The following is a 20,959-nucleotide window of genomic DNA, read 5'->3' as shown; positions in this document are numbered from 1 at the left end:
ATGGGGGCTAGCTGAGGTACCCCTCGACTTGGCCGCCGGGACGCAGGTTCGCCTCGCGTGGGTCACCACCGGTTTCGCGCAGCGCCCGTCGCTGGCGCAACAGGTCCCAGCACTGGTCGAGTTCGATTCCGATGCGGCGCAGTTGCTGATGCTCATCGGACTCGGTGATGTCACCCTGCTGCAACCGCGTACGCAGCGCCTTCTCCTCGGCGACCAGGTCGCGGATCTGCGCCAGGGTCTCGCTGTCCGTTGGTTTGCTCCCGCTAGCCATTGCTCCAGTGTGCCTGACATTGGCAGTTTCGCCGCTGGACAGTCGGTAGGCTGCATATCGCCTGAGGGCGGGACAGACACTTTTCGACGGCGAGAGGCGGGGCGATGGTGGGTAGCCAGCCGGTCTCAGACATGGCGCCCGCACCCATCCGCGCGTGGAGATTTCGTCGGCACCGACTCGGCGTCGCCTGGCTGATCGCGCTGGCGATTATTCCGTTGCTGATAGCGGCAATCGGTTACGGCGCGTTCGAGCGCCCGACCTCCGTCACCGGGCCGGCCGGTGACCTGCCCACCCTGACAACGATCGGTAGCACGTCCAACGCCTCCGACGTGTCATGGTCGCTGCTTTCAATCAGCCGCAGCGGCAACACCATTACGCTAATCGGCGATTTTCCCGATGACAATTCCAAGGCGGCGCTGCTGGCAGCCCTCAGGAACGTGCTGACTCCGGGCGTCACCGTCATCGATCAACTCCGTATCGATCCCCTGGTCCGCGCCCTCGATTTCGCAAACGCGGAACCGGTTTTCACCGCCGGCGCCGCAATCCCGGACTTCAGCCTAAAGGTCGAGAGAAACGCCGTGACCTTGTCGGGAACCGCCGTATCGCCTGACCAGAAAGATGCGGTGGAGCGGGCGGCCAAAACTGCTTGGCCCGGAGTCAATGTCGTGAACAACATCGAGGTCAAGGCGCCGGCCCCGACGCCGGGCGCCGGTCCACCGCCAGGCTCCGGTGCCCCCGGCCCGTGCGCCGATCTACCAGCGGCCATCAATGCACTCACGGGCGGGGCGATTGCCTTCAAGAACGACGGGGTCAGCCTGACACCCGCCGACAACCAGATCCTGACCCAGGTAGCCGCCAAACTCAAAGCCTGTCCGGACGCACGAGTGACCGTCAACGGCTACTCCGACAACGGCGGCGGCGAGGGCATCAACTTTCCGTTGAGTGTTCAGCGAGCCACCACCGTCGCCGACTTCCTCGCCGCCCAGGGAGTTGCCCGCGATCACATCACCGCCCGGGGCTACGGTTCCGCCAACCCCATCGCCAGCAATGACACACCCGAGGGTCGCGCCAAGAATCGCCGCGTCGAAATCGTGGTCAGCTAAGGAGAATCCAGCGTGGATTTCGTGATCCAGTGGTTGTACTACCTGGCTGCCTTCGTGGCAGGTTCGGCTCTCGCATGGGTGATCGCTACCGCCTTCGTCAAGCCCGCCGGCCAAGAACAGCAAGAACAGCAACTGCACGAGGCGCAGGAGACGGAGGCAGCGCCGTGACGGGCCACGTGCACTGGTGGCTGGTGGGCGTGGCTTTCGCCCTCGGCATGCTGCTGACCTTTACACTGATGGTCGGTCCCGTCAAAGACCAACTGCCGCAACGCAAGTCGGGCACCGTGCCACGTCGGCCGGCGAAGAAGGCCACTGCCGCCGAGGTGCCGATCAAGAAGGCTGTCGCCCGCAAAGGGGCACCGGCGAAGAAGATCCCGGCCGCCAAGAAGGTACTCACACCCGAGACCCCCGATGCGGAAAAGGCGGCAACGCAAGAGATCGCACCCGCGAAAGTTACTCCGGCACAGCAGGTCCCGGACGTGACGGAGTCGGCTGAGCAGACCGTGGTAATCGGGGAACGTTCGCCGCAATCCCCAGCGCGGTTTGCCCCCTACGGCCCGGGCTCCGCGCGCGCCGGCGCCGACGGCAGCGGACCGGAGGGATGGCTGGTCAAGGGCCGCACGGATACCAGGCTCTATTACACCCCCGACGATCCCGACTACGACGCGACCGTGGCCCAGGTCTGGTTCCAGGACGAGGGCGCCGCCGCACGTGCCTTTTTCACGCCCTGGCGCAAGAGCGCGCGACGGGAGTGAGACCGCCGTTGGGTTAGCTCGGGCCGGGAAGCTTCAGCAGCAGCCGCGCACCGCCCAGTGGGCTGTCCTGCAAAGACGCGGTCCCGCCGTGCAGCTGGGCCTGCTGTGCCACCAACGCCAGCCCGAGACCGGATCCCGAGTGGGACGCTGTCGATCCGCGGGAGAACCGCTCGAACACCACCTGGCGCTCTTCTTCGGGTACTCCGCTGCCGTTGTCGTCGATGGCGATCTCGACGCCGGCCCGCGAACTGACGGCCGACAGCTGCACCCGGGTGGCGCCGCCGTGTTTGACGGCGTTGGCGATGGCGTTGTCGACGGCCAGTCGCAAGCCGGCCGGCAGCCCGACGATGATGCAGGTCGGCGACGGCACCAGCGAGACGTCGAGGTCAGGGTAGATGCGCATCGCATCGTGGGCCGCGCGGTCGAGCAGCTCGGTGATGTCGACCGGCACGTGATCGTCCGAGGTCGACAGTTCGCCCTGGGCCAGGCGCTCCAGCGCGGACAGGGTGGCTTCGATGCGCGACTGGGTCCGGATCACGTCGTTGAGCACTTCTTTGCGTTGGTCTTCGGGCAGGTCCAGGGTGGACAGCACCTCGAGATTGGTCCGCATCGCCGTCAACGGAGTGCGTAGCTCGTGGGAGGAGACCGCGGCGAAGTCGCGAGCCGACGCCAGCGCCTCCTTGGTGCGGATTTGCTCGTTCCAGATGCGCTGCAGCATGCCTCGCATCGCCTCGGCGATCTCGATGGCTTCGCTGGCGCCGTGCACTTCGACCCGCGGCGCCTCGTCCCCGGCGTCGATCGACCGCGTTTGTTCAGCCAGCTGTTTGAAGGGCCGCACCGCGAACACGGCCAGGAGCCAGGCGAACACCGCTGCCGCGCCGATGGCGAAGGCACAGATCAACAGCACCCGGCGGTGCAGGTTGTTGGTCTCGGCGACGGTGGTGTCATAGGTCGCGCCCACCGCTACCGACGTCGGCTCCGGCCCCGGGATCTCCACCGTGCGCACCCGGTAGCGCACTCCGCCGATGTAGGTGTCGGCGTAGTCCTTTTGCAGTTTGGGCAAGGTGATGTCGGAATTCGACTTGACCACGTCGCCGCGGCGGACCGTGATGAGGGCGTCGCGGTCGTTGGGGGAGCGCGGGATTTCGTCGAGGCCGCGCGGCACGAACGGGATCGCGAAGCCCGCCGCCTCGTCCAGGCGGCGGTCCAGCCGCTCTTTGCGGTCGTTGGTGATCCCCACCCAGACCACCGTGCCCACGATGAGCACCGGGATCGCGGCGCCGATCGCCGTCGCGACCACCACCCGCGTCCGCAACGAAGGGGTACGGGCAAAGATCCGCGACAGGATGTTCACTCACTGCATCCTGAGCACGAAGCCGACGCCGCGCACGGTGTGCAGCAGCCGGGGTCCGCCATTGGCCTCGAGCTTGCGCCGCAGGTATCCGATGAACACGTCGACGACGTTGGTGTCGGCGGCGAAGTCGTAGCCCCACACCAGCTCCAGCAGCTGCGCGCGGGACAGCACCGCGGTCTTGTGCTCGGCCAAGACCGCCAGCAGGTCGAACTCGCGCTTGGTCAGGTCGACGTCGACGCCGTTGACCCGGGCCCGCCGGCCCGGGATGTCCACCTCCAGCGGCCCTACCGTGATGGTTTCCGAGGAGGACGTGGCGGTGGAGCCGCGGCGGCGCAGCAGGGCCTTCACCCGTGCCACCAGCTCGGCCAGCACGAATGGCTTGACCAGGTAATCGTCGGCGCCGGCCTCCAGGCCGGCGACTCGGTCGTCGACCGAGCTGCGCGCTGACAGCACGCAGACCGGCACGTCGTTGTCCATCGCGCGCAGTGCCGTGACCACGCTGACGCCGTCCAGCACCGGCATGTTGATGTCGAGCACGATCGCGTCCGGGCGGGTCTCGGTGGCGCTGCGCAGGGCCTCAGCGCCGTCGACGGCGGTCGAGACCTCGAACCCGGACAGCCGCAGGCCGCGTTCCAATGAGGCCAGGACATCGGAGTCGTCGTCGACCACCAAGACCCGAGGTGAGCTCACACTAGTCTCCATGCCGCCATTTTGCCTGATTGTTGCCTGTGGCGGTGGGACGCCGCGCATCGGGTTGCTTGCGCCTGTCCGGCGGCTTACTTCCAGCCTGTCCGACCCACCTCGACGACGGGAGCCGCGCGGTGGCGGTGACACCGACGCGGCGCGGCAGTCCCCGGGACCCGAGCCAGTGGGCCGAGCATGATGCGGCTCACCGCTGGCGCGATCGTCGCTCCCGAAATTCACACCAGCGACCATGCCCGGCGACAACGCAGAAATTCCGCGCCGTCAGAATCACCGCCGAGGTCGCAACGGCTGCGGCCATCGTCCAGGTCGGCGCTCCTCGATTGTTGCCGGGGTCCGACCGGCGCAAGTCGATCCCGGATAGCCGCTGCTGCCGTCGCGGCAGGTGGCCGACGCCAACGTTGCCTGACGAAATCAGTTGGCAGGTCAAGACATTCGATGTCCTGACCGGCATTTGTCGTTGCGGGTTCGATATTTCGGCGCCATCTTTCCCGCAACGGGATCGGGAGACGAATTCTTCGTGACTGAAGTGAGGTGCGCGCCGGGGACAGCGGCGCGGCATTCGTTGTCGGTAATCGCCGCAGCGCCGGAGCGGCGCCGGGCGGCAACCGATCTCAAGCGGCTATTGCCGTACCTGATTCCCTATCGCGCCTGGATCGTCATCGTGGTAGCCGCGACTGCCAGCCTGGTTGCGACAGTGGGTATTCCGATCATGACCAGAGCCGTCATCGACGGGCCGGTGCGCCACCACGACCAACGCGGGCTGTGGGTACTGGGGTCCGCGGCGATGGGTCTGGGCCTGTCCGAGGCCACGGCCGCCATGCGCGTGTGCTGCTGAGCTTGCTGATGCGGCCGCACGCGTCGACCCTGTTGCTGCTACTACTGGTGGCGGTTCTGGAAAACGCTGCGCGACTTTCGGTTCCACTGCTTGTCCGGCGCGGCATCGACTACGGGATTCCCTCGATCACGCAAGGCGGCTCGGCCGGCACGCTGTTGCTCATCGTCGTCACGCTGTGCGCTGCGGTGCTCATTCACGGTATCTGCCGGTGGTTCTTCCTCAGCCGCGCCGGGGTGGTCCGCCTGACCGTCTTGCTGGATCTGCGGCGCAAAGTATTCCGGCACTTTCAGCGGCTCGACACCGCCTTCCACGACCGCTATACGACAGGCCGGGTGGTAAGCCGGCTGACCAACGACGTCGAGGCCGTCCAGGACATGCTTGCCGCCGGATTCGATCGCCTGATCACCGCGGCGCTCACGCCGCTGGGTATCGCCATGCTGCTGGTCGCGCTCGACTGGCAGCTGGGGTTGATCTGCCTGGCGGTGTTTCCGGCATTGCTGGGCCTGGGAGCGTGGTTTCGGGCCGAATCGTCGAAGACCTACCGTGAGGTGCGGGAGAGCACGGCGCTGGTCATCATGCAGTTCATCGAGTCGATGGCCGGCATCAAGACCCTGCAGGCTTACCGGCAGGAGCCGCGGAATCAAGCGGTGTTCGAAGACATCGCCGATCAGTACCAGGTGATCAACGAAAAGTCCTTCAAGCTGATGGCCGTCTTCACGCCGGGCGTGAAAGTGATCGGCGACCTGACCATCGCCATGGTGTCGCTCTACGGCGGCCGCCGGGTGCTGGACGGCGAGATGACGATCGGAACGTTCGCGGCCTTCCTGCTGTATTTGCCCATGTTCTTCGAGCCGATGCACGAGATCACCCATTTCTTCAACGCATTTCAGGCTGCGACGTCGGCGCTGGAGAAGTTGGCCGCAGCGCTGCGCCGGCGGCCCGCAATCGAATACGCGGGCACGCGCACGCTGGGTTCGGTGCGCGGAACGGTCGCGTTCAACAACGTCCATTTCGGCTACGTGCCGGGCCGTCCGGTCCTGTCCGGGGTGACCCTGACCGTGCCGGCAGGCCAGATGGTGGCGCTGGTTGGTCCGAGCGGCGCCGGCAAGACCAGACCACCATCGCCAAACTGATGGCCAGGTTCTACGACCCGACGTCAGGATCGATCACCCTGGACGGCGTCGACCTACGGGATCTGTCTTGCGCCGAGCTGCGGCGCCATGTCGTGCTGGTAGGTCAGGAAACCTGTTTGTTCTCCGGCTCGGTTGCCGACAACATCCGGTTCGAATCCGGTTCGGCCGCCCGGACGCCAGCGATGCGCAGGTCCGGAACGCGGCCGCCGCGGTCGGCGCGGACGACTTCATCGCCGCGCTGCCGAACGGATACCGCACCGAGGTCGCCGGCACCGGCGTGCCGTTGTCTGCGGGCCAGCGGCAACTCATCGCCCTGGCCCGGGTGTTGCTGGCCGATCCGGCGGTGCTGATCGTGGATGAGGCGACGTCGTCGCTGGACCTCCCTGGCGAGCGCGCGGTGCGGCGTGCATTGCGGACCGTATCGGCGGACCGGACCACGCTGGTGATTTCGCAGCGGCTCGACGCGGCCGAGGGTGCCGACCGGGTGCTGTTACTCGGTGATCAGGGCCGGATCGTCGCCGACGACGCGCCGGACGCCGTCGTCGGCCAAGGTCACCCAGCCTGCGTTTGAGATGGGTGGCACTTGGCACCACGCGCCGAAACTCAGACCACCGTGTCGTACTGCGGCGGTGTGCCGGGTGCGTGGTGTTGCGGCGGCAACCCGATGCGCCGATAGCGCGCCAACCGAGCGGCCATGCGTTCGGGGCCGGGAACCGACCGCAGCGCATGCACCTCGGCCGCGATGGCGCGCGACAGCCGTCGGGCGAACTCGACCGGCTCGGCTGCGGCGTCGGGATACTCGGGCACGATGACGTCGACAATGCCGGCGGCCAGCAGATCTGCCGACCGGACACCTTGGGCTACAGCAAGCTCGGCGGCGTGCGCGGTGTCGCGGAACACGATCGCGCTGGCGCCCTCCGGCGGCAGCGGGGCCAGCCAACCGTGCAGCGCGGCCAGCACCCGGTCGGCGGGCACCATCGCCAAAGCCGGTCCGCCGCTGCCCTGGCCTAACAGCACCGACACCGTCGGGGTATCCAGTGTGACGAGGTCGGCAAGGCTCTGGGCGATCTGCCCGGCCAGTCCGCCCTGCTCGGCTTCGGCCGACAATGCGGGTCCGGCGGTGTCGATCACCAGGACCAGCGGTAACCGCAGCTCGGCGGCCAGCGCCATTCCTCGCCGGGCTTCGCGCAGCGACGCCGGACCGACAAGACTGCCGACGACTCGTTGCTGGCCGAGGACGACCGCCGGCTGGCCGCAGAAGCGAGCCAACGCCAGCAGGGTGGTCGCTGCTTCGCCATAACCGGTACCCGAGAGCAGCACCCGGTCGGTGGCACCGTCGCGCAACAACCGCGCCACACCCGGCCGGTCGGGCCGACGCGACGCCACCACCGAGTCCCAGGTGGGCACGTCGGGCACCGGCTCGGGCTGCGCCGACGCCGGCGGCGGCTCGGGAACATCGGTGAGTACCGTCAGCGCCCGATCCACAGTGCGGCGCAGCTCGTCGAGCGCGACGACGCCGTCGATCACGCCATGGCGTTGCAGATTCTCCGCGGTCTGCACACCGGCGGGAAAGGGTTCGCCGTAGAGCAGCTGGTACACCCGGGGACCCAGGAAACCGATCAGGGCTCCCGGTTCGGCGACGGTGATATGGCCCAGCGAGCCCCACGACGCAAAAACCCCGCCGGTGGTCGGATTGCGCAGGTAGACGAGGTAGGGCAAGTGCGCCTGCCGGTGCAGCCTGACGGCCGCGGCGATCTTCACCATCTGCAGGAAGGCGGCCGTGCCCTCCTGCATCCTCGTGCCGCCGGAACTCGGCGACGCCAGCAGCGGCAGGCGCTCGGCGGTGGCGCGCTCGACGGCGGAGGTAATGCGTTCCGCCGCCGCGACCCCGATCGATCCGGCGAGGAAGTCGAACTCGCACACCACCACCGCCACGCGGCGCCCGAAGATGCGTCCCTCGCCGGTGAGCACCGATTCGTCGCGGCCGGTGGCGGCGCGGGCCCGGGCCAGATCGCGTGCGTAGGACTCCGATACCGGCACCGGCAGCGGGTCGGTGTCCCAACTGGTGAACGAGCCCTCGTCCAGCACCGCATCGCGCAGTTGGTCGGTCGTGATGCGACTCACCCGATGAGGCTATATAGGCTGGCGCAATGATCGGTATCACCCTGGCCGAGGCCGTGATGACAATTGAGTTGCAGCGCCCGGAGCGCCGCAACGCCCTGAATTCCCAGCTGGTGGAGGAGTTACGCGAGGCCATCCTCAAAGCCGGTGACGGGTCGATCCGCGCGATTGTGCTCACCGGTCAGGGCTCGGCGTTCTGCGCCGGCGCGGATCTGTCCGGAGACGCATTCGCCGCCGACTACCCCGACCGGCTCATCGAGCTGCACCGGGTCATGGACGCAACTCTGATACCGGTGATCGGCGCTATCAACGGTCCGGCCATCGGCGCCGGCCTGCAGCTGGCCATGCAGTGCGACCTGAGGGTTGTCGCGCCGGAGGCGTTCTTTCAGTTTCCGACATCGAAATATGGTCTGGCGCTGGATAACTGGAGTATCCGCCGGCTCTCGTCGCTGGTCGGTCACGGACGGGCCCGCGCGATGCTGCTGGCTGCGGAGAAGCTGACCGCGGAGATGGCGTTGCACACCGGAATGGCCAACCGGATCGGTACGCTGGCCGACGCGCAGGCCTGGGCCGCCGAGATCGCCGGCCTGGCGCCGCTGGCAATTCAGCACGCCAAGCGGGTACTCAACGACGATGGTGCCATCGAGGAGCCCTGGCCGGAGCACAAGGAACTTTTCGATCGGGCCTGGGGCAGCCAAGATGTCATCGAGGCACAGGTCGCGCGGGTGGAGAAGCGGCCGCCGAGGTTTCAGGGGGAATAGTCGTGGTGGTGCGCCGAGCGCTGCGCCTGGCCGCAGGCACGGCCTCGCTGGCGGCCGGTGGCTGGCTGGTGCGGGCACTGCACGGCGCACCGGCTGCGCTTGGGGCGAACCCCGCGACCATCCGCGCCATCTCGGAGGGGTCGCCGCATTACCGGGACGGCAGCTTCGTCAACCTCGACCCGGCGTCGATATACGTCATGGGGCGGGAGGAACTGCGGCTCATTCTCTGGGAGTTCGTGGGTAATCGCGGTGGCAGCCGGCCCGCCAAACCGATCCCGCTGGCCGCCCCGGAGATCTACAAAGGTGACGCCAGCCGACTGGCCGTCAGCTGGTTCGGTCACTCGACGGCGCTGGTGGAAATCGACGGATACCGGGTGCTGACCGATCCGGTGTGGAGCAACCGGTGCTCGCCCTCGGACCTCGTCGGGCCGCAGCGGCTGCATCCGCCGCCGGTGCAATTGGAGGGCCTTCCGGCCGTCGACGCGGTGGTGATCAGCCATGACCACTACGACCATCTCGATATCGACACCATCATCGCTTTGACCCGGACCCAGCGCGCGCCATTCTTCGTGCCCCTCGGCGTCGGTGCCCATCTGCGGGCGTGGGGGATTCCCGAGCAGCGCATCGTCGAACTCGACTGGCAGCAAAGCGGCCAGGTTGACCAGCTCAGGATCGTCTGTATGCCGGCACGGCACTTTTCGGGACGCTTTCTGAGCCGTGATAACACCTTGTGGGCGTCGTGGGCGTTCATCGGTCCCAGCCATCGCGCCTACTTCGGCGGTGATACCGGCTACACCAAGAGCTTCGCTCAGATCGGCGCGGACCACGGGCCGTTCGACCTGACGCTGATGCCGATCGGCGCCTACAACTCCGCGTGGCCGGATATTCACATGAACCCCGAGGAGGCGATCCGAGCGCATCTGGACGTCACCGATTCCCGGGCGGGGCTGTTGGTGCCGGTGCACTGGGGCACGTTCCGGCTGGCTCCGCACCCGTGGTCAGAACCGGTCGAGCGGCTCTTGGCGGCTGCTGAGCCCGAGCAAGTCAAGGTGGCGGTGCCGCTGCCGGGTCAGCGGGTGGATCCGGCCGGGCCGTTGCGATCCAGCCCGTGGTGGCGGCTTTAGCTGAGCGTGCATCGCACGCGCCTAGTGCGCTCGGCATCCAGCCACTGGCACCTGGCCGCATGCCAACAACTTCCAAATCTAAACCTGCGACAACTACACCACCGCAACCGAATTCCGGGATGTCCTCGCCGGGCAATCTCGCCGACGTTCACGCCCCGGAAACGGACGTCGAAGCGCCGTGGTTGGACCGGCGACGACGCCTGCCACAAACCGTGTCGCACATGCCTGTTCGGGGGATTCAGGGTGAGCACATTCGGCCGGCGGGGTGTTCGCCAACGCGGTGATGCTGGGTCGACACGGTGCTCGTTGAAGCCACAACGAATAGCAAGCAGCCGGCAAACACTCCCGCCTCGAAACCATCCTGGACTCCTACGCCACTCTCCTTAACCGACGAAATCGACGCAGCCGCAGCCGCACTCACGCGTGGTGAGAATTCCAGGGCCCCAGACCGGGCCAGCCAAGTTCAAGACTTACCCGCCCTAAGGTCGGGTTACCGATGCAGCCTGGCTGATGGCTGGAATTTTGCCCATCGTGCGCGCCGTTATCGCGACTGACCAGCACATTTCATCGTTGCCGAACGCTTGCTCAAAGCTGGCCCAGCACAGTCTTACCGGAACTGTTCGTAGCTCCGCGATACCCGACTTTTGGTTCCCGAGTACGGCTGTGCATTCCACGAAGTGCGATCAATGGAGGCAAGTTATGCCCGAAATTCGGCCCTTATGGCCGCTCAGCTTCGGCCTCGGCGCGGCGATGTCGACGACTTCAGGTAACCGTTAGCGTGGATGATACTTACCAATCGCCGATGTGGGACAACGGTGACGACGATGTTCCCGCCAGCGCCGTGGAGCCTACTTTGGCACGCGGTGGCGACGATCAGGCCAGTCTTGATTTCTTGGCGGTCGACTATGGCGGCAGCCAAGATTCGACCGACATAGATTTTCTGGTCACCGACAATGACGGCGGCGAGGATGGGCCCCGCGATGCGCTGCCGCCGTGCGCGGATAGCGAGCCACCGGAAACCGGAACTGGCCTAGACGCCATCTGCCCGCGCACTGAGCACGACGACGAAGAGCCTGCAGTCTCGACCTTCACCGTGACCAACCCAAGCGGGACGGTGTCGGTGTCGGCGCTTATCGACGGCGCAGCCCACGAGGTCGAACTGTCCGCGGCACTGACACATTTGACTGAGTCCGAGCTCGCGGACGAAATACTTGTGATCGCCGGACTGGCTCGGCAAAAAGCGCTATCTGCCCAGCGCACTTTCATTTTCGAATCCATCGGCCAACTAGAGGGAGAAACCGAGAAATTTCGTGACCTCATGGAGCAGTTCCTCGATCTGCCGACCCCCGAACAGGCCGCAGCGGAAGAAGCAGCGGTGTTCGCGAGGCGATATGTACACGACGATAAGTGATCGCCTGGTGAGTTTGTTGGCATGTGCGCCGGACGACGGTCGATGGAGGCCGCCACGTGTGGTGCATGCTAACCAGCATTGCGGCAAGGCCGCGGTGTCCCGCCACGACGTCCAGCAACTGGACGTGAACTATCCACAAGATGTGCTCCGCGCAAACCACACCGAGGCGATCGCCGCGGCGCACGCAGATCTTGACGGTGCCGAGTGAATCATGGCAGGTCTGCGGCTTACCACCAAAGTTCAGGTCAGCGGCTGGCGCTTTCTGCTTCGCCGGCTTGAGCATGCCCTCGTGCGGCGCGACACCCGGATGTACGACGATCCACTGCACTTCTACAACCGATCGGCCGGGCTTGGCATCGTTATTGCGGTAGTCATCCTGGGCGGCGCCGCGATGCTGGCCTACGTTAAACCGGAGGGCGACATCGGCGGCACAAGCCTTATCGCCGACCGCACCACCAACCAGCTCTATGTAATCCTCTCGGGCCGAGTGCATCCCGTCTATAACTTGACGTCAGCGCGGCTGGCGTTGGGCAACCCGGCCAGCCCGTCCGCTGTCGACCCCGCTCAGCTGAGAAACATTTTCAACAGCATGTCGAGAGGCCAGCCGATCGGCATTCCGGGTGCCCCATACGCCACTCCCGTCTCGAAGGGCGACGTGTCGGTCTGGACGGTGTGCGACACGGTCGCAGACGCCAACAGCGATGTTCCCACGCTCCAGACGGTGGTGACAGCAATGCCGCTGCAGATCGATCCCACGCTCAAATCTATGCAGCCGAATGAGGCGCTGTTGGCGTCCTATCGGGACCAAGCATGGGTTGTTACGTCAGACGGGCGCCACGCTTTCGATATCACCGACCGTGCCCTCACCCTGGCGGTCGGGATTCCCATGACCGCCAAGCCGATCCCATTGTCGGAAGCCATGTATAACGCACTTCCGGACGTTGGGTCCTGGCAGTTGCCGCCGGTGCCTGGCGCGGGCGCGCACAACTCTTTGGGACTGCCGGACGACCTTGTTGTCGGATCGGTATTCCAAACGTATGCGGAGAGCGCGCCGCAGCTCTTTGTCGTGCTGGCCGACGGCGTCGCTCAGGTGAATGCCCCCACTGCTGACGCGCTGCGAGCGATGGAATCGGACGGACTAGTAACTCCACCTTTGGTGGAACCGAGTTTGGTTGTCAGGATTCCCGAACGGATTTACGCCTCGCCGCTGCCCGACGAACCGATCAAGATATCGAACCGGCCGGATGAGCCCTTTCTGTGCTGGTCATGGCAACGGGGAACCGGCGATAAGTCGCCGAAGAAGACGGTGCTGTCCGGCCGACATCTGCCGCTTCAACCAACGCAAATGAACGGTGGCGTCAACCAGATTCGAGGAGGGGCAACTGTTTTCATCGATGCCGGCAAGTTTGTGTCGCTCCAGTCCCCAGATCCTCGGTACGGCGAGTTGATGTACTACATCGACGCCGATGGTGTGCGTTACGGCGTGCAGGACACCGATTCGGCCAGGGCGCTCGGCATGGGTTCGCCGGACGCCGCGCCATGGGAGATCATTCGACTCTTGGTTGACGGTCCGGTGCTGTCCAAAGATGCCGCATTGTTAGAGCACGAAACGCTACCCGCTGACCCAAGTCCCCGGAGACTTCCGGTCAGATCCCCCGGGACATCCTGATGACAACAAGCACATTGACCTCCACGGTCGCCCGCTCCCACGAGTTGGGCCACGGTGAGATCAATCTCGAGAATCGGCGGAGTTTGGCATCTCGATGGTGTATGCCGATCCCGCGATGTAAGCGGACATCGAAAAAGGCATCAAGAGCCTTCTGCGATTAAAGGTCAGCTAAAGCGTTTGGAAGTATCAACCCTTTGTTTAGGAGAAATACCGCAAATGCATCAGATGTCATACGAATTGGTCGTTGCCGACATAGGTGCCCAAGTGATCGAAATGGCTTTGAGCGGACTGCAGTCAGCTGCATCCGTGTCGACGGCGGTAGCCGCGCTGGTGCCCGCCGGGGCTGATGAGGTTTCGGCACAGGCGGCGGCGGCTTTCACCGCAGAGGGAATGCAAATGGCTGCGGTGAACACTTTGGCACAAGACGAGCTGAAGCGGACGGGCCAAGCATTCGTGGACATCGCTCGCATTTATACCGAAGTCGATGATGACGCCGCCGGCACGATGGCGTAGCCGGTCCGGCACAGGAAAGCGAGGAGGCTCTCGGTGAACAAGTCAAGCTGCGGCGGTCGCTGTGATCAGCCCGAATCTTCCGAAACTAAGCAGTGAATCATGCTGTGGCATGCGTTGCCGCCGGAATTGAACACCGCACGGCTCATGGCCGGGGCGGGTCCAGCTCCAATGCTGGCGGCCGCGATGGGGTGGGAATCGCTGGCCACCTTCCTGGAAGCTCAGGCCACTGAATTGGCTTCGCGGCTGAGCCTTTTGGGTGAGGCATGGACCGGAGCAAGCAGCAGCCGTGCAATCGCTGCTGCCATGCCGATGGTGACTTGGCTGCACACTGCGGCAGCGCAGGCACAGACGCGCGCGGCGCGGGCTACGGCACAGGCCGCGGCATACACCCAGGCGATGGCAACAACACCTGCGTTGGCCGACATCGCGGCAAACCACATCACGTACGCGGTCTTGACTGCCACCAATTTCTTTGGAATCAATACGGTGCCGATCGCCGCAAAGGAATTCGATTATTTCGTCCGTATGTGGCACCAGGCTGCCGTCGCGATGGATATTTACCAGGCCGAAACGATCATCAACACCAACTTCGAGAAGCTGCAACCAATGACCGCGATCCTTGGTGCCGGCATAAACCAGACCGTAACAACCGCGGCGCATCAGCTCTCGGAAATTGGCTCGCAAGTCGCTGGACTTCCCGTCGGCGACATGCTCCAGCAGGCAGTCCCGGAGGCCGTGGCGATGATGTCCCCGATGCAGCAGCTAACCCAGCCGCTGTCGGAGCTGACATCTCTGTTCAGCCAGATGGGCAGCACCGGCGGGCCTGGCAGTGGGTTGGCTGACGGTGACGGTGTCCAGATGGGACTGCTCGGCGCGGGACCGCTTTCTAGTCACCCGCTAGCGGGTGGATCGGGCCCAAGCATCGGTTCGGGACTGCTGCACGCGGGCTCGCTGCCCGGTGCAGATGGGACGTTGGCGCGCACATCGCTGGTCAGCCAGCTACTGGATAAGGCCGATACGCCTCCGACGGTGCCGAACGCCGCCGGATCCCCGGCGACAGGTGGTGCGGCTCCCGTGGCCGCTGGCGGGATGGGTAGGTCGACACCGCCCGGCGCCGGGACCCGGCCAGGCCGCTTAATGCCCGCGCTGCTCGCCAAAGAGGACGACAACGACGACGAAGAACCCCGTGAGGACTGGCACGACCAGGAGGACTGGTGAGCGTCGAAAGTGACAGACTTCCCGGCCGGAGGGGCCGGAAGGCTCGCCGTCATTTGGCGCGAGCAACGGCAAGAGAGGGAGTATCAGCATGGCGCAGATGAACACCGATGCCGCTGTCCTAGCAAAGGAGGCGACCAACTTCGACCGGATCTACGAGGAGCTCACAACTGTCATCGCAAAGGTGGAGTCCACAGCTAACTCGTTGTCCGGCGGATGGCATGGTCAAGCTGGCCACGCGGCACAGGGCGCGTTGCAGCGCTTCCACGAGGCAGGTAGCAAGCAGATCAGGGCACTCACCGAAATCTCGAACAAGATCCATGCCGCTGGCGGGCGCTACTCGTCAGCCGACGACGAGCACGCGGGTTCGCTCGCCTCGGCGATGAACTTCTAATCCCTACCGCCAGCAGAAATTGGAGCAGACAAAATGACAAATCAGCTATGGAATTTCGCCAGTATCGAAGCGGGAGCAACGGAACTCCAGGGGTCTGTCACAACAACCCAGGGACTTCTCGATGAGGGGAAGAAGTCACTCGCCTCACTCGCGACAGCATGGGGCGGCAACGGGTCGGAAGCTTATCAAGCGGTACAGCGAGAATGGGACAACGCTGCTACAGAACTGAACAGCTCGCTGCAGAATTTAGCCCGGACGATCAGCGAAGCCGGTCAGGCAATGGCCCAAACCGAATCACGCGTCACCGGTATGTTTGCTTAACAGTGGAAGGGGCGAGTTCGACAGGAACTCGCCTCTTCGTTTGCTCTCCTGCGTAACAAATAAGATTCAACGAGGCTTCCCAAAATGGTGACTGTCGAGGCCGAACAGGCGCAAGAAAGCATCTTGAATCACGCGTGCAGTTGGACTCGCACAGCGAGTAAATCAGGTGGCGACTCAAAACTGTAACTACGAGCCATTGAGCAGGAGATCGGATGACTTTAACGGCAACCTTGGCCCAGATTTTGGAGGTGCAGAGGAGATGAGCGTTCCAAGGCCGACGGGTGAGTACGCCGAGCAGATGCTCGAGTCGGGGGGGTGGCCGGGCCTTGATGAGGATGCCTTTCATGATCGAGCGCAGAAATTGACGCAGGTTCTGCGGCAGGTCTCCGATGTCTTGCAAATTTGCCAGCAGCAGCGGAGCGAGATCTTTGATGCCGGCATCTGGTCAGGCGGCGCCGCCGACGCCGCTAATGGCGAAGTCGACGGGCATATCGAGCAGTTGAGAACCCTTCAAGACAATGTAACCGCGGCGATTGCCTGGCACGCCCAAGTCGCCGGGTTGAGCGCACAAGCCAAGTCAAACATCAGTGACAATGTGGAGGGCGCTCTACGGGAGATCAACATCCTCGAGCACGACCCCAAGCTGGACATTGAAGAACGAAGAACCGCTATCAATGCTTTGGTCAGTGAAGCGCGCGGGGTGAATCTGAGTGTGGTTGCTGATACCGCCGAGCAGATTTTGGCATCTAAGGCTTGGAAAGCTGCACCCAGTGCGCTGCAGTATCTGCTTGACCGCAAGACGCCACCACCAGCCACAAATCCCGAGGTGAGTGCGCGCATATCGGCTGCTCCGACAGTACCGACCGAGGAGCGCGCTGATTTGCTCGCAGTTGTCCCCGCGGAATTTGGCGTTCGGCAGCCGGTTTCGGAAACGTTTGGGTCAGCGCACTGGGGATCGTTATCGGCAGCAGAGTCTCCCGGCCGTGTCCGGCAGTCGGCGGTGCACGGCCCGGGGGCTGAGTCGGGCACTCCGGTGACGCCGACGGCGGTGGGGGAGCAGCCCCCGCGTGCGGGCGGACCGGAGAAGCGGTTGGACGCGGCAGCGCCGCAGCCGCTCAGTCCGCGACTTGCTGGGAACGCACCACGAGTTCTGCCCGCGGGCGTCGGTGGCCGATCGCCCCTGCCCGCGGCACCGACCGGCGACATGGTGCGGCTTGGCAACGCGAGCCCAGGTGGCGCCGATGACGGCGGGCCTATATCAAGTGGTTGGCCAGCGGGATCAAGTGCGGGCGCGGGCTGGGGGTTGGGCCCTGCTGCCGGGCCGGCGCCGTCGGGTCCGCCACCCGTCGCACGAACGGTGCCGCCGGACGGCGGAGCGGGCCGGGCGCGGTCCGTTGTGCGCACCGAGCTTGGCAACGGGACTCCACCGGAAATCGCCGCCGCGGCGATGGTTCCTGTTTCAGCGGCGCGGGCCGCACGGGACACCATTGCGGCGGCTTGCACTGCTGAAGCGTTGCGCCGCAAACGCGGCGGGGCAGATCCACTTCGGTTGGCGCGGCGGATAGCAGCGGCATTGAATGCGCCCGACGGTGGCGGCGCGGACGACCTGGACTTCTTCTGGATCACGGCGGTGACCATCGACGGCGCGATCGTGGTGGCCAACAGCTATGGGTTGGCCTATATCCCTGACGAAGTGCGGCTACCCGATCAGATACAACTAGCCAGTGCCGATGACTCGATCCCAGTTGCCGAGCGGGTGCGCTGTGCCACCTATCCGATGCTGGCTGTGCAGGCCTGGGCTGTCCATCACAACAGGCGGCTGCGCGCGGTGATCGGCACTGAAGAGCAGTTGAGCAATTGCGATTCTGGCGCGGCAAAGGTTGTGCTGGAACCAGACGACATCCCCGACAGCGGCAGAATGCGCGGCCGGTCCCGTCTGGAGGTAATAGATTCTGTGGGAGCGGCTCGCCTGGCAGATACCAGTGATTTGCGTTTGGTCGACCTATTACCCCCGGCGCCGGTGGCTGCCAATCGGCCATCCGATGAGCGCGTCAAGCTATGGTTCCGGGTGATCGAGCCCATGGCCAGCGAGGCCTCCGGGCGCACGGAGGCGCACCTGCGGGCCTTTCACATCTATGCTGCTCACTCGCGAGAGCTCGCCCTGCATCAAGCGCACAGTGCCGCGGCGCCGGCTGCTCAGCGTGCCGCCGTGGCTGATTGGCTCTACTGGCAACACCTCAACGGTCTACTCGACAGGGCACTGTCCCACGCGCGCTGAACCTTGCAGTAGGGCGACCACGACCGCGAGTCCGTCGGAGTTCAAGGGGGCTAATGCGGACATCGGGTATCGCGTCGTGGCCTCGGTGTCGTTGCGTGGTCTTAGACCGGGGGTTCGTTGGATGATCAGAATCCAGTTGGGTGGACCGCCTGGTGCCGGGTTGTGGCTGTGGCTATGGCGACGCGACCCCGGCAGCTGATTCCTTGGTGTCTTTGCTGTCGGATGGGTCCCGGCGTCGACGTTGACCGATCACGGACTCGGTGTGGGGCCGATCCTCGGTATACAGCGACTCCTCGCCCTTCACCCTGGGCTTCCCCTTGCGGGCTCCCGGCTCGTCACCACCGCCGCGGCCCAGCGGCGGCACACCCATGCCACCACCGCCGGCTAGTGCCCCGGGTGTCGCCGGATTCACTGGATTAGGCCCTGGCAGGCCACGGCTCGCTGCAAGTCGTGAGCCGCGCTGAGCCTCCGCATCAGAGTGTGGGGGCGCTGCCTCCAATGGCAGGCCCGGTACGCCCCCGCCGGCTCCGCCTGCTCCGACCGACGCCGGTTTGATCGGGGGAAGCTTCGGCCCACCGGCCGCTTTGGCACCGTTGGGCGAGTCCGGCATCCCGGTGTGCGGCGGCGAAGGCAGCTGCGGCGGTGAGGGCAGCTGTGGCAGTGAGGGTAGCTCTGGTGACCCGTCGCCACCCGATACGTCAGGAGCGCCAACAGGATTCGACGTGTCCAGCGTATCGGGGGGCAGCACGGGAGCAATGGGCACCGCCGACGAGGTGGACAGCGCGGGTCCGGTGATGCTGCCCTGTGCGCCGGGCGGCGACGACGGTTGGATGTCTAAGATAGCCGACATTTGGGCGTACTTGGCTTGCGCATTATCGGACTCTTGTTGGTACTTGCGGTACCACCGCCCCATGTAATGCTTGGTTGTTTCAGTAAAACTTTGCTCTTTGGGGCCATCGCTAAAAAAATCACTGTGATAGTACTCAAAATACCAACCAACCTGGCTACCAGAATTTTGGAGCTTAACAAGGTTCTCGTAGGCGCGTTTGTAACGTTGGTCGTTTGTCGGGGTGGGGTGATGGTGGATGAGCGTCCCCTGTGCCGCTTTGACTGCTTGGGCCTGGAGGGCGAGTTGATCGCATTTTTGCGCCATGTCTTGCAACCACTGCCGATGTGTATCAAGGGCCGCCTGCGCAGCCGCGGCCGCATCGCCGTTCCAGGATTGAAAGGGCCGCAATGCCAAAATAATATCTTCCAACACCAGTTTGTAATTGAGCCACTCATCCGAGATTTTGGCCAATGACGCGCCTTGGTCTCCTTCACGGATGCGCCACACAGCCTTTTGCCATGGCAAATAATCGGATGAGCCGGCGGCGGCCAACGCGCGCTGGGCCTGCGCTACGTCGGCGTAAGGCAGCAGGATAAAGTCTCGGTTACCATCGCCGGGCAGGGGGGTCGCCGACACAGAGCCGCCGGTATTCACCGCCTGGGTAGCGTTGGTGTCGACGCCCTCATAAGCTCGGGCCGCGCTGCGCAGGGCTTGCGCTAAACGTCGCCGTTCCTGCTCACCTGCGTCCAGGTAGATCTGCATGGACTTGACAGCCAGCGCAAGTTCCAGATTCGCCTTGTAGGCGGCTTCAAGGTGGCATGTGGGTTGGGGGCCGCCAGATGGCCGTCCGGGTCTGGGAGCGTCTAGCTCGTCGGCTCGTTCTAGGAGTTCCTTTATGTCTACTTGAACGGTTTGCGGTTGAGTCATGTCGAATCGGTCTCCCTAGTGTTACAGCACGATTGGCAAAACGGAATCACCATCGGTGCGGTCCGCGGGTCGATGCTGGGGATCGCCGAGCCGGTTTTGCCAGCCGTAATGTGTGGTAAGACCGGCAGAGTTTCCTGCCGGGTGCTTGAGCGGATTACCTTTCACAGCTCAACCTCTGGAGGTGTCCTGGGCGCCCGGCCGGCAGTCGGTGGGCCGGCCGGCGCTTCGAGCGGATCTGACTGCGGACGGCCACCGGTTGCGCCCTGACTGGCATTGTCCTGCAACATGTTCTGGTTTGGTACAGCGCCCTGGGTGACGGCCTGGGCATCTGCATCGGCCCGGTGGTCGTCGTCCGCTGTGGCTGCGTCGCCTCTTTGCGCGTCGTCGCCGGGCGGCTGGTCGGAGGCGGTGCCGGTGTTGGTCAGCTGCGCGGGTATTGCGCCGCCGCCGCTTGAAGCGCTGCCGATCGCCCCCTGCATGGCCTGAGCGGCGCCTGGCACGACAGAGGATAATTGCGATGCCCCCTGGATCGCCGTCGGCACAACCAGCTGTCCCAACGGCGTCCTTGTGAATGAAGCGAGCTGGCTCGAGACGCTGCCCACTTCCCCCTGCACGCCGGCGATGATGTTTTGTGCATCGGCAGATAATTGAGATAGCTCTGCGACCCCTACGGGAGAAACCAGCTGGCTCACCGGGGTGGTCACCAACTGGCCGAGCTGGCTGATTTTTTTGCCCAGCGTCTCATCACTTTCGGTATACATCGAAGCCGCGGTCGCAAGGTTGGATCCCGTGCGCGTCAGGGCGGCCTTGATGTTGTGAAGTCGGTCGATGATCAGCGCTTCAATTTCTGGCATGACTGTATTGACCGCTGTCGCGGCCGAATCCTTCCCGGCTGCGGCGATCGGCGGCGGCAGCGGCGGAAGAACCAAGCTTTCTAATTTGTGCGCCGCGGTAGCCAAACCGGAAGGATCAACGGCCAGTTCTTTAGCCATCGCCGACCTCCTGTCCACATTCTTTGTTGGGAATCACTTTTCCCGACGCAGCGTATTCGTATTGCGACAATTGGCACCGATTCGGGCCGGCGTTGAAGTGCATCTGTTCTGATTGTCATCAGGGGTCCAAATGGTTTCGGCCGAAATCCTTCAGTCAATGCGCAGGTGGGCGCTCTGGCATTTCGGAACCTTTAGGCAACACCGGATCGCGAACATAGAAAAGCAACGACCTCCCACGGCGGTCTTGA

The 20,959-nt window shown here is 64.6% G+C and carries 18 protein-coding genes and 3 pseudogenes; 15 read left to right on the top strand and 6 right to left on the bottom strand.

Annotated elements, in window-relative coordinates; translation table 11 throughout:
- Positions 1 to 7 precede the first annotated feature (7 nt).
- On the bottom strand, positions 8 to 271 hold the full coding sequence (locus EET10_RS23180; RefSeq protein WP_036405186.1) for a DUF2630 family protein: 264 nt from the start codon (positions 269 to 271) through the stop codon (positions 8 to 10).
- Between the two features lie 104 nt (positions 272 to 375).
- On the opposite strand from EET10_RS23180, the gene arfA reads away from it, so the two are divergent.
- The 3 genes from arfA to arfC are packed head-to-tail and all read left to right on the top strand — an operon-like array spanning position 376 to position 2,129.
- Complete coding sequence (gene arfA / locus EET10_RS23175) at positions 376 to 1,374, top strand: channel-forming protein ArfA/OmpATb (protein ID WP_081260827.1); 999 nt, start codon at positions 376 to 378, stop codon at positions 1,372 to 1,374.
- A 12-nt stretch (positions 1,375 to 1,386) separates the two neighbouring features.
- Positions 1,387 to 1,542 (top strand): channel accessory protein ArfB, encoded by a 156-nt coding sequence (gene arfB, locus EET10_RS29760; RefSeq protein ID WP_099187683.1) that lies wholly within the window; start codon positions 1,387 to 1,389, stop codon positions 1,540 to 1,542.
- Positions 1,539 to 2,129 (top strand): channel accessory protein ArfC, sunset domain variant, encoded by a 591-nt coding sequence (arfC, locus tag EET10_RS23170; protein ID WP_036405188.1) that lies wholly within the window; start codon positions 1,539 to 1,541, stop codon positions 2,127 to 2,129. The genes arfB and arfC overlap by 4 nt, the downstream gene beginning before the upstream one ends.
- A gap of 13 nt (positions 2,130 to 2,142) precedes the next feature.
- On the opposite strand, the gene prrB is transcribed toward arfC, so the two are convergent.
- Positions 2,143 to 3,483, bottom strand: a complete 1,341-nt coding sequence (gene prrB / locus EET10_RS23165; RefSeq protein WP_036405190.1) for a two-component system sensor histidine kinase PrrB — start codon at positions 3,481 to 3,483, stop codon at positions 2,143 to 2,145.
- Complete coding sequence (gene prrA, locus EET10_RS23160) at positions 3,484 to 4,185, bottom strand: two-component system response regulator PrrA (RefSeq protein ID WP_036405192.1); 702 nt, start codon at positions 4,183 to 4,185, stop codon at positions 3,484 to 3,486. It lies immediately after the preceding gene.
- Between the two features lie 529 nt (positions 4,186 to 4,714).
- On the opposite strand from prrA, the pseudogene EET10_RS23150 reads away from it, so the two are divergent.
- Together EET10_RS23150 and EET10_RS23145 are read left to right on the top strand one after the other, a co-directional pair.
- A pseudogene (locus EET10_RS23150) lies at positions 4,715 to 4,996 on the top strand (ABC transporter ATP-binding protein); the annotation flags it as partial.
- A pseudogene (locus EET10_RS23145) lies at positions 4,951 to 6,727 on the top strand (ABC transporter ATP-binding protein). The pseudogenes EET10_RS23150 and EET10_RS23145, both read left to right, overlap by 46 nt.
- 32 nt (positions 6,728 to 6,759) lie before the next feature.
- Here the strand turns inward: EET10_RS23145 and EET10_RS23140 are convergent.
- Positions 6,760 to 8,280, bottom strand: coding sequence for an acetyl-coenzyme A carboxylase carboxyl transferase subunits beta/alpha (locus tag EET10_RS23140; protein WP_051490626.1), 1,521 nt, complete (start codon positions 8,278 to 8,280; stop codon positions 6,760 to 6,762).
- Between the two features lie 26 nt (positions 8,281 to 8,306).
- Here EET10_RS23140 and EET10_RS23135 point away from each other — a divergent pair, with 26 nt between their 5' ends.
- The 10 genes and pseudogenes from EET10_RS23135 to EET10_RS32435 form a co-directional block, all read left to right on the top strand.
- Complete coding sequence (locus EET10_RS23135; protein ID WP_036405197.1) at positions 8,307 to 9,038, top strand: enoyl-CoA hydratase; 732 nt, start codon at positions 8,307 to 8,309, stop codon at positions 9,036 to 9,038.
- A gap of 5 nt (positions 9,039 to 9,043) precedes the next feature.
- A complete protein-coding gene (locus EET10_RS23130) occupies positions 9,044 to 10,162 on the top strand; it encodes an MBL fold metallo-hydrolase (RefSeq protein WP_099188527.1) in 1,119 nt (372 codons plus the stop codon).
- An 802-nt stretch (positions 10,163 to 10,964) separates the two neighbouring features.
- On the top strand, positions 10,965 to 11,573 hold the full coding sequence (locus tag EET10_RS23125) for a hypothetical protein (protein ID WP_051490627.1): 609 nt from the start codon (positions 10,965 to 10,967) through the stop codon (positions 11,571 to 11,573).
- Between the two features lie 58 nt (positions 11,574 to 11,631).
- A complete protein-coding gene (locus tag EET10_RS29755) occupies positions 11,632 to 11,781 on the top strand; it encodes a hypothetical protein (protein ID WP_167480214.1) in 150 nt (49 codons plus the stop codon).
- A 3-nt stretch (positions 11,782 to 11,784) separates the two neighbouring features.
- Complete coding sequence (eccB, locus tag EET10_RS23120; protein WP_036405198.1) at positions 11,785 to 13,242, top strand: type VII secretion protein EccB; 1,458 nt, start codon at positions 11,785 to 11,787, stop codon at positions 13,240 to 13,242.
- Between the two features lie 177 nt (positions 13,243 to 13,419).
- On the top strand, positions 13,420 to 13,755 hold the full coding sequence (locus EET10_RS23115) for a PE domain-containing protein (RefSeq protein WP_280177839.1): 336 nt from the start codon (positions 13,420 to 13,422) through the stop codon (positions 13,753 to 13,755).
- Between the two features lie 99 nt (positions 13,756 to 13,854).
- On the top strand, positions 13,855 to 14,973 hold the full coding sequence (locus tag EET10_RS23110; protein WP_036405200.1) for a PPE family protein: 1,119 nt from the start codon (positions 13,855 to 13,857) through the stop codon (positions 14,971 to 14,973).
- A gap of 88 nt (positions 14,974 to 15,061) precedes the next feature.
- Positions 15,062 to 15,364, top strand: a complete 303-nt coding sequence (locus tag EET10_RS23105) for a WXG100 family type VII secretion target (protein WP_036405202.1) — start codon at positions 15,062 to 15,064, stop codon at positions 15,362 to 15,364.
- Positions 15,365 to 15,397: 33 nt separating this feature from the next.
- On the top strand, positions 15,398 to 15,685 hold the full coding sequence (locus EET10_RS23100; RefSeq protein ID WP_081260828.1) for a WXG100 family type VII secretion target: 288 nt from the start codon (positions 15,398 to 15,400) through the stop codon (positions 15,683 to 15,685).
- A gap of 1,210 nt (positions 15,686 to 16,895) precedes the next feature.
- Positions 16,896 to 17,963, top strand: a pseudogene (locus EET10_RS32435) (secretion protein EspK); the annotation flags it as partial.
- A gap of 172 nt (positions 17,964 to 18,135) precedes the next feature.
- Here EET10_RS32435 and EET10_RS29310 read toward each other — a convergent pair.
- Complete coding sequence (locus EET10_RS29310) at positions 18,136 to 19,719, bottom strand: PPE domain-containing protein (protein ID WP_136623015.1); 1,584 nt, start codon at positions 19,717 to 19,719, stop codon at positions 18,136 to 18,138.
- Between the two features lie 161 nt (positions 19,720 to 19,880).
- On the bottom strand, positions 19,881 to 20,711 hold the full coding sequence (locus EET10_RS23080) for a hypothetical protein (protein WP_099187678.1): 831 nt from the start codon (positions 20,709 to 20,711) through the stop codon (positions 19,881 to 19,883).
- Positions 20,712 to 20,959: the final 248 nt, after the last annotated feature.

Origin of the sequence: Mycobacterium pseudokansasii, assembly GCF_900566075.1 — a bacterium.
GTDB lineage: Bacteria > Actinomycetota > Actinomycetes > Mycobacteriales > Mycobacteriaceae > Mycobacterium > Mycobacterium pseudokansasii.
Note: the sequence above shows the minus strand (reverse complement) of the source record. Positions and strands in the feature narration are given on the sequence as shown.

Coding starts and splice junctions, on each gene's coding strand:
- EET10_RS23180 (WP_036405186.1), bottom strand. CDS start 271: ATGGCTAGCGGGAGCAAACCAACGGACAGCGAGACCCTGGCGCAGATC.
- arfA (WP_081260827.1), top strand. CDS start 376: ATGGTGGGTAGCCAGCCGGTCTCAGACATGGCGCCCGCACCCATCCGC.
- prrA (WP_036405192.1), bottom strand. CDS start 4,185: ATGGAGACTAGTGTGAGCTCACCTCGGGTCTTGGTGGTCGACGACGAC.
- EET10_RS23135 (WP_036405197.1), top strand. CDS start 8,307: ATGATCGGTATCACCCTGGCCGAGGCCGTGATGACAATTGAGTTGCAG.
- EET10_RS23125 (WP_051490627.1), top strand. CDS start 10,965: ATGTGGGACAACGGTGACGACGATGTTCCCGCCAGCGCCGTGGAGCCT.
- eccB (WP_036405198.1), top strand. CDS start 11,785: ATGGCAGGTCTGCGGCTTACCACCAAAGTTCAGGTCAGCGGCTGGCGC.
- EET10_RS23110 (WP_036405200.1), top strand. CDS start 13,855: ATGCTGTGGCATGCGTTGCCGCCGGAATTGAACACCGCACGGCTCATG.
- EET10_RS23105 (WP_036405202.1), top strand. CDS start 15,062: ATGGCGCAGATGAACACCGATGCCGCTGTCCTAGCAAAGGAGGCGACC.
- EET10_RS23100 (WP_081260828.1), top strand. CDS start 15,398: ATGACAAATCAGCTATGGAATTTCGCCAGTATCGAAGCGGGAGCAACG.
- EET10_RS29310 (WP_136623015.1), bottom strand. CDS start 19,719: ATGACTCAACCGCAAACCGTTCAAGTAGACATAAAGGAACTCCTAGAA.
- EET10_RS23080 (WP_099187678.1), bottom strand. CDS start 20,711: ATGGCTAAAGAACTGGCCGTTGATCCTTCCGGTTTGGCTACCGCGGCG.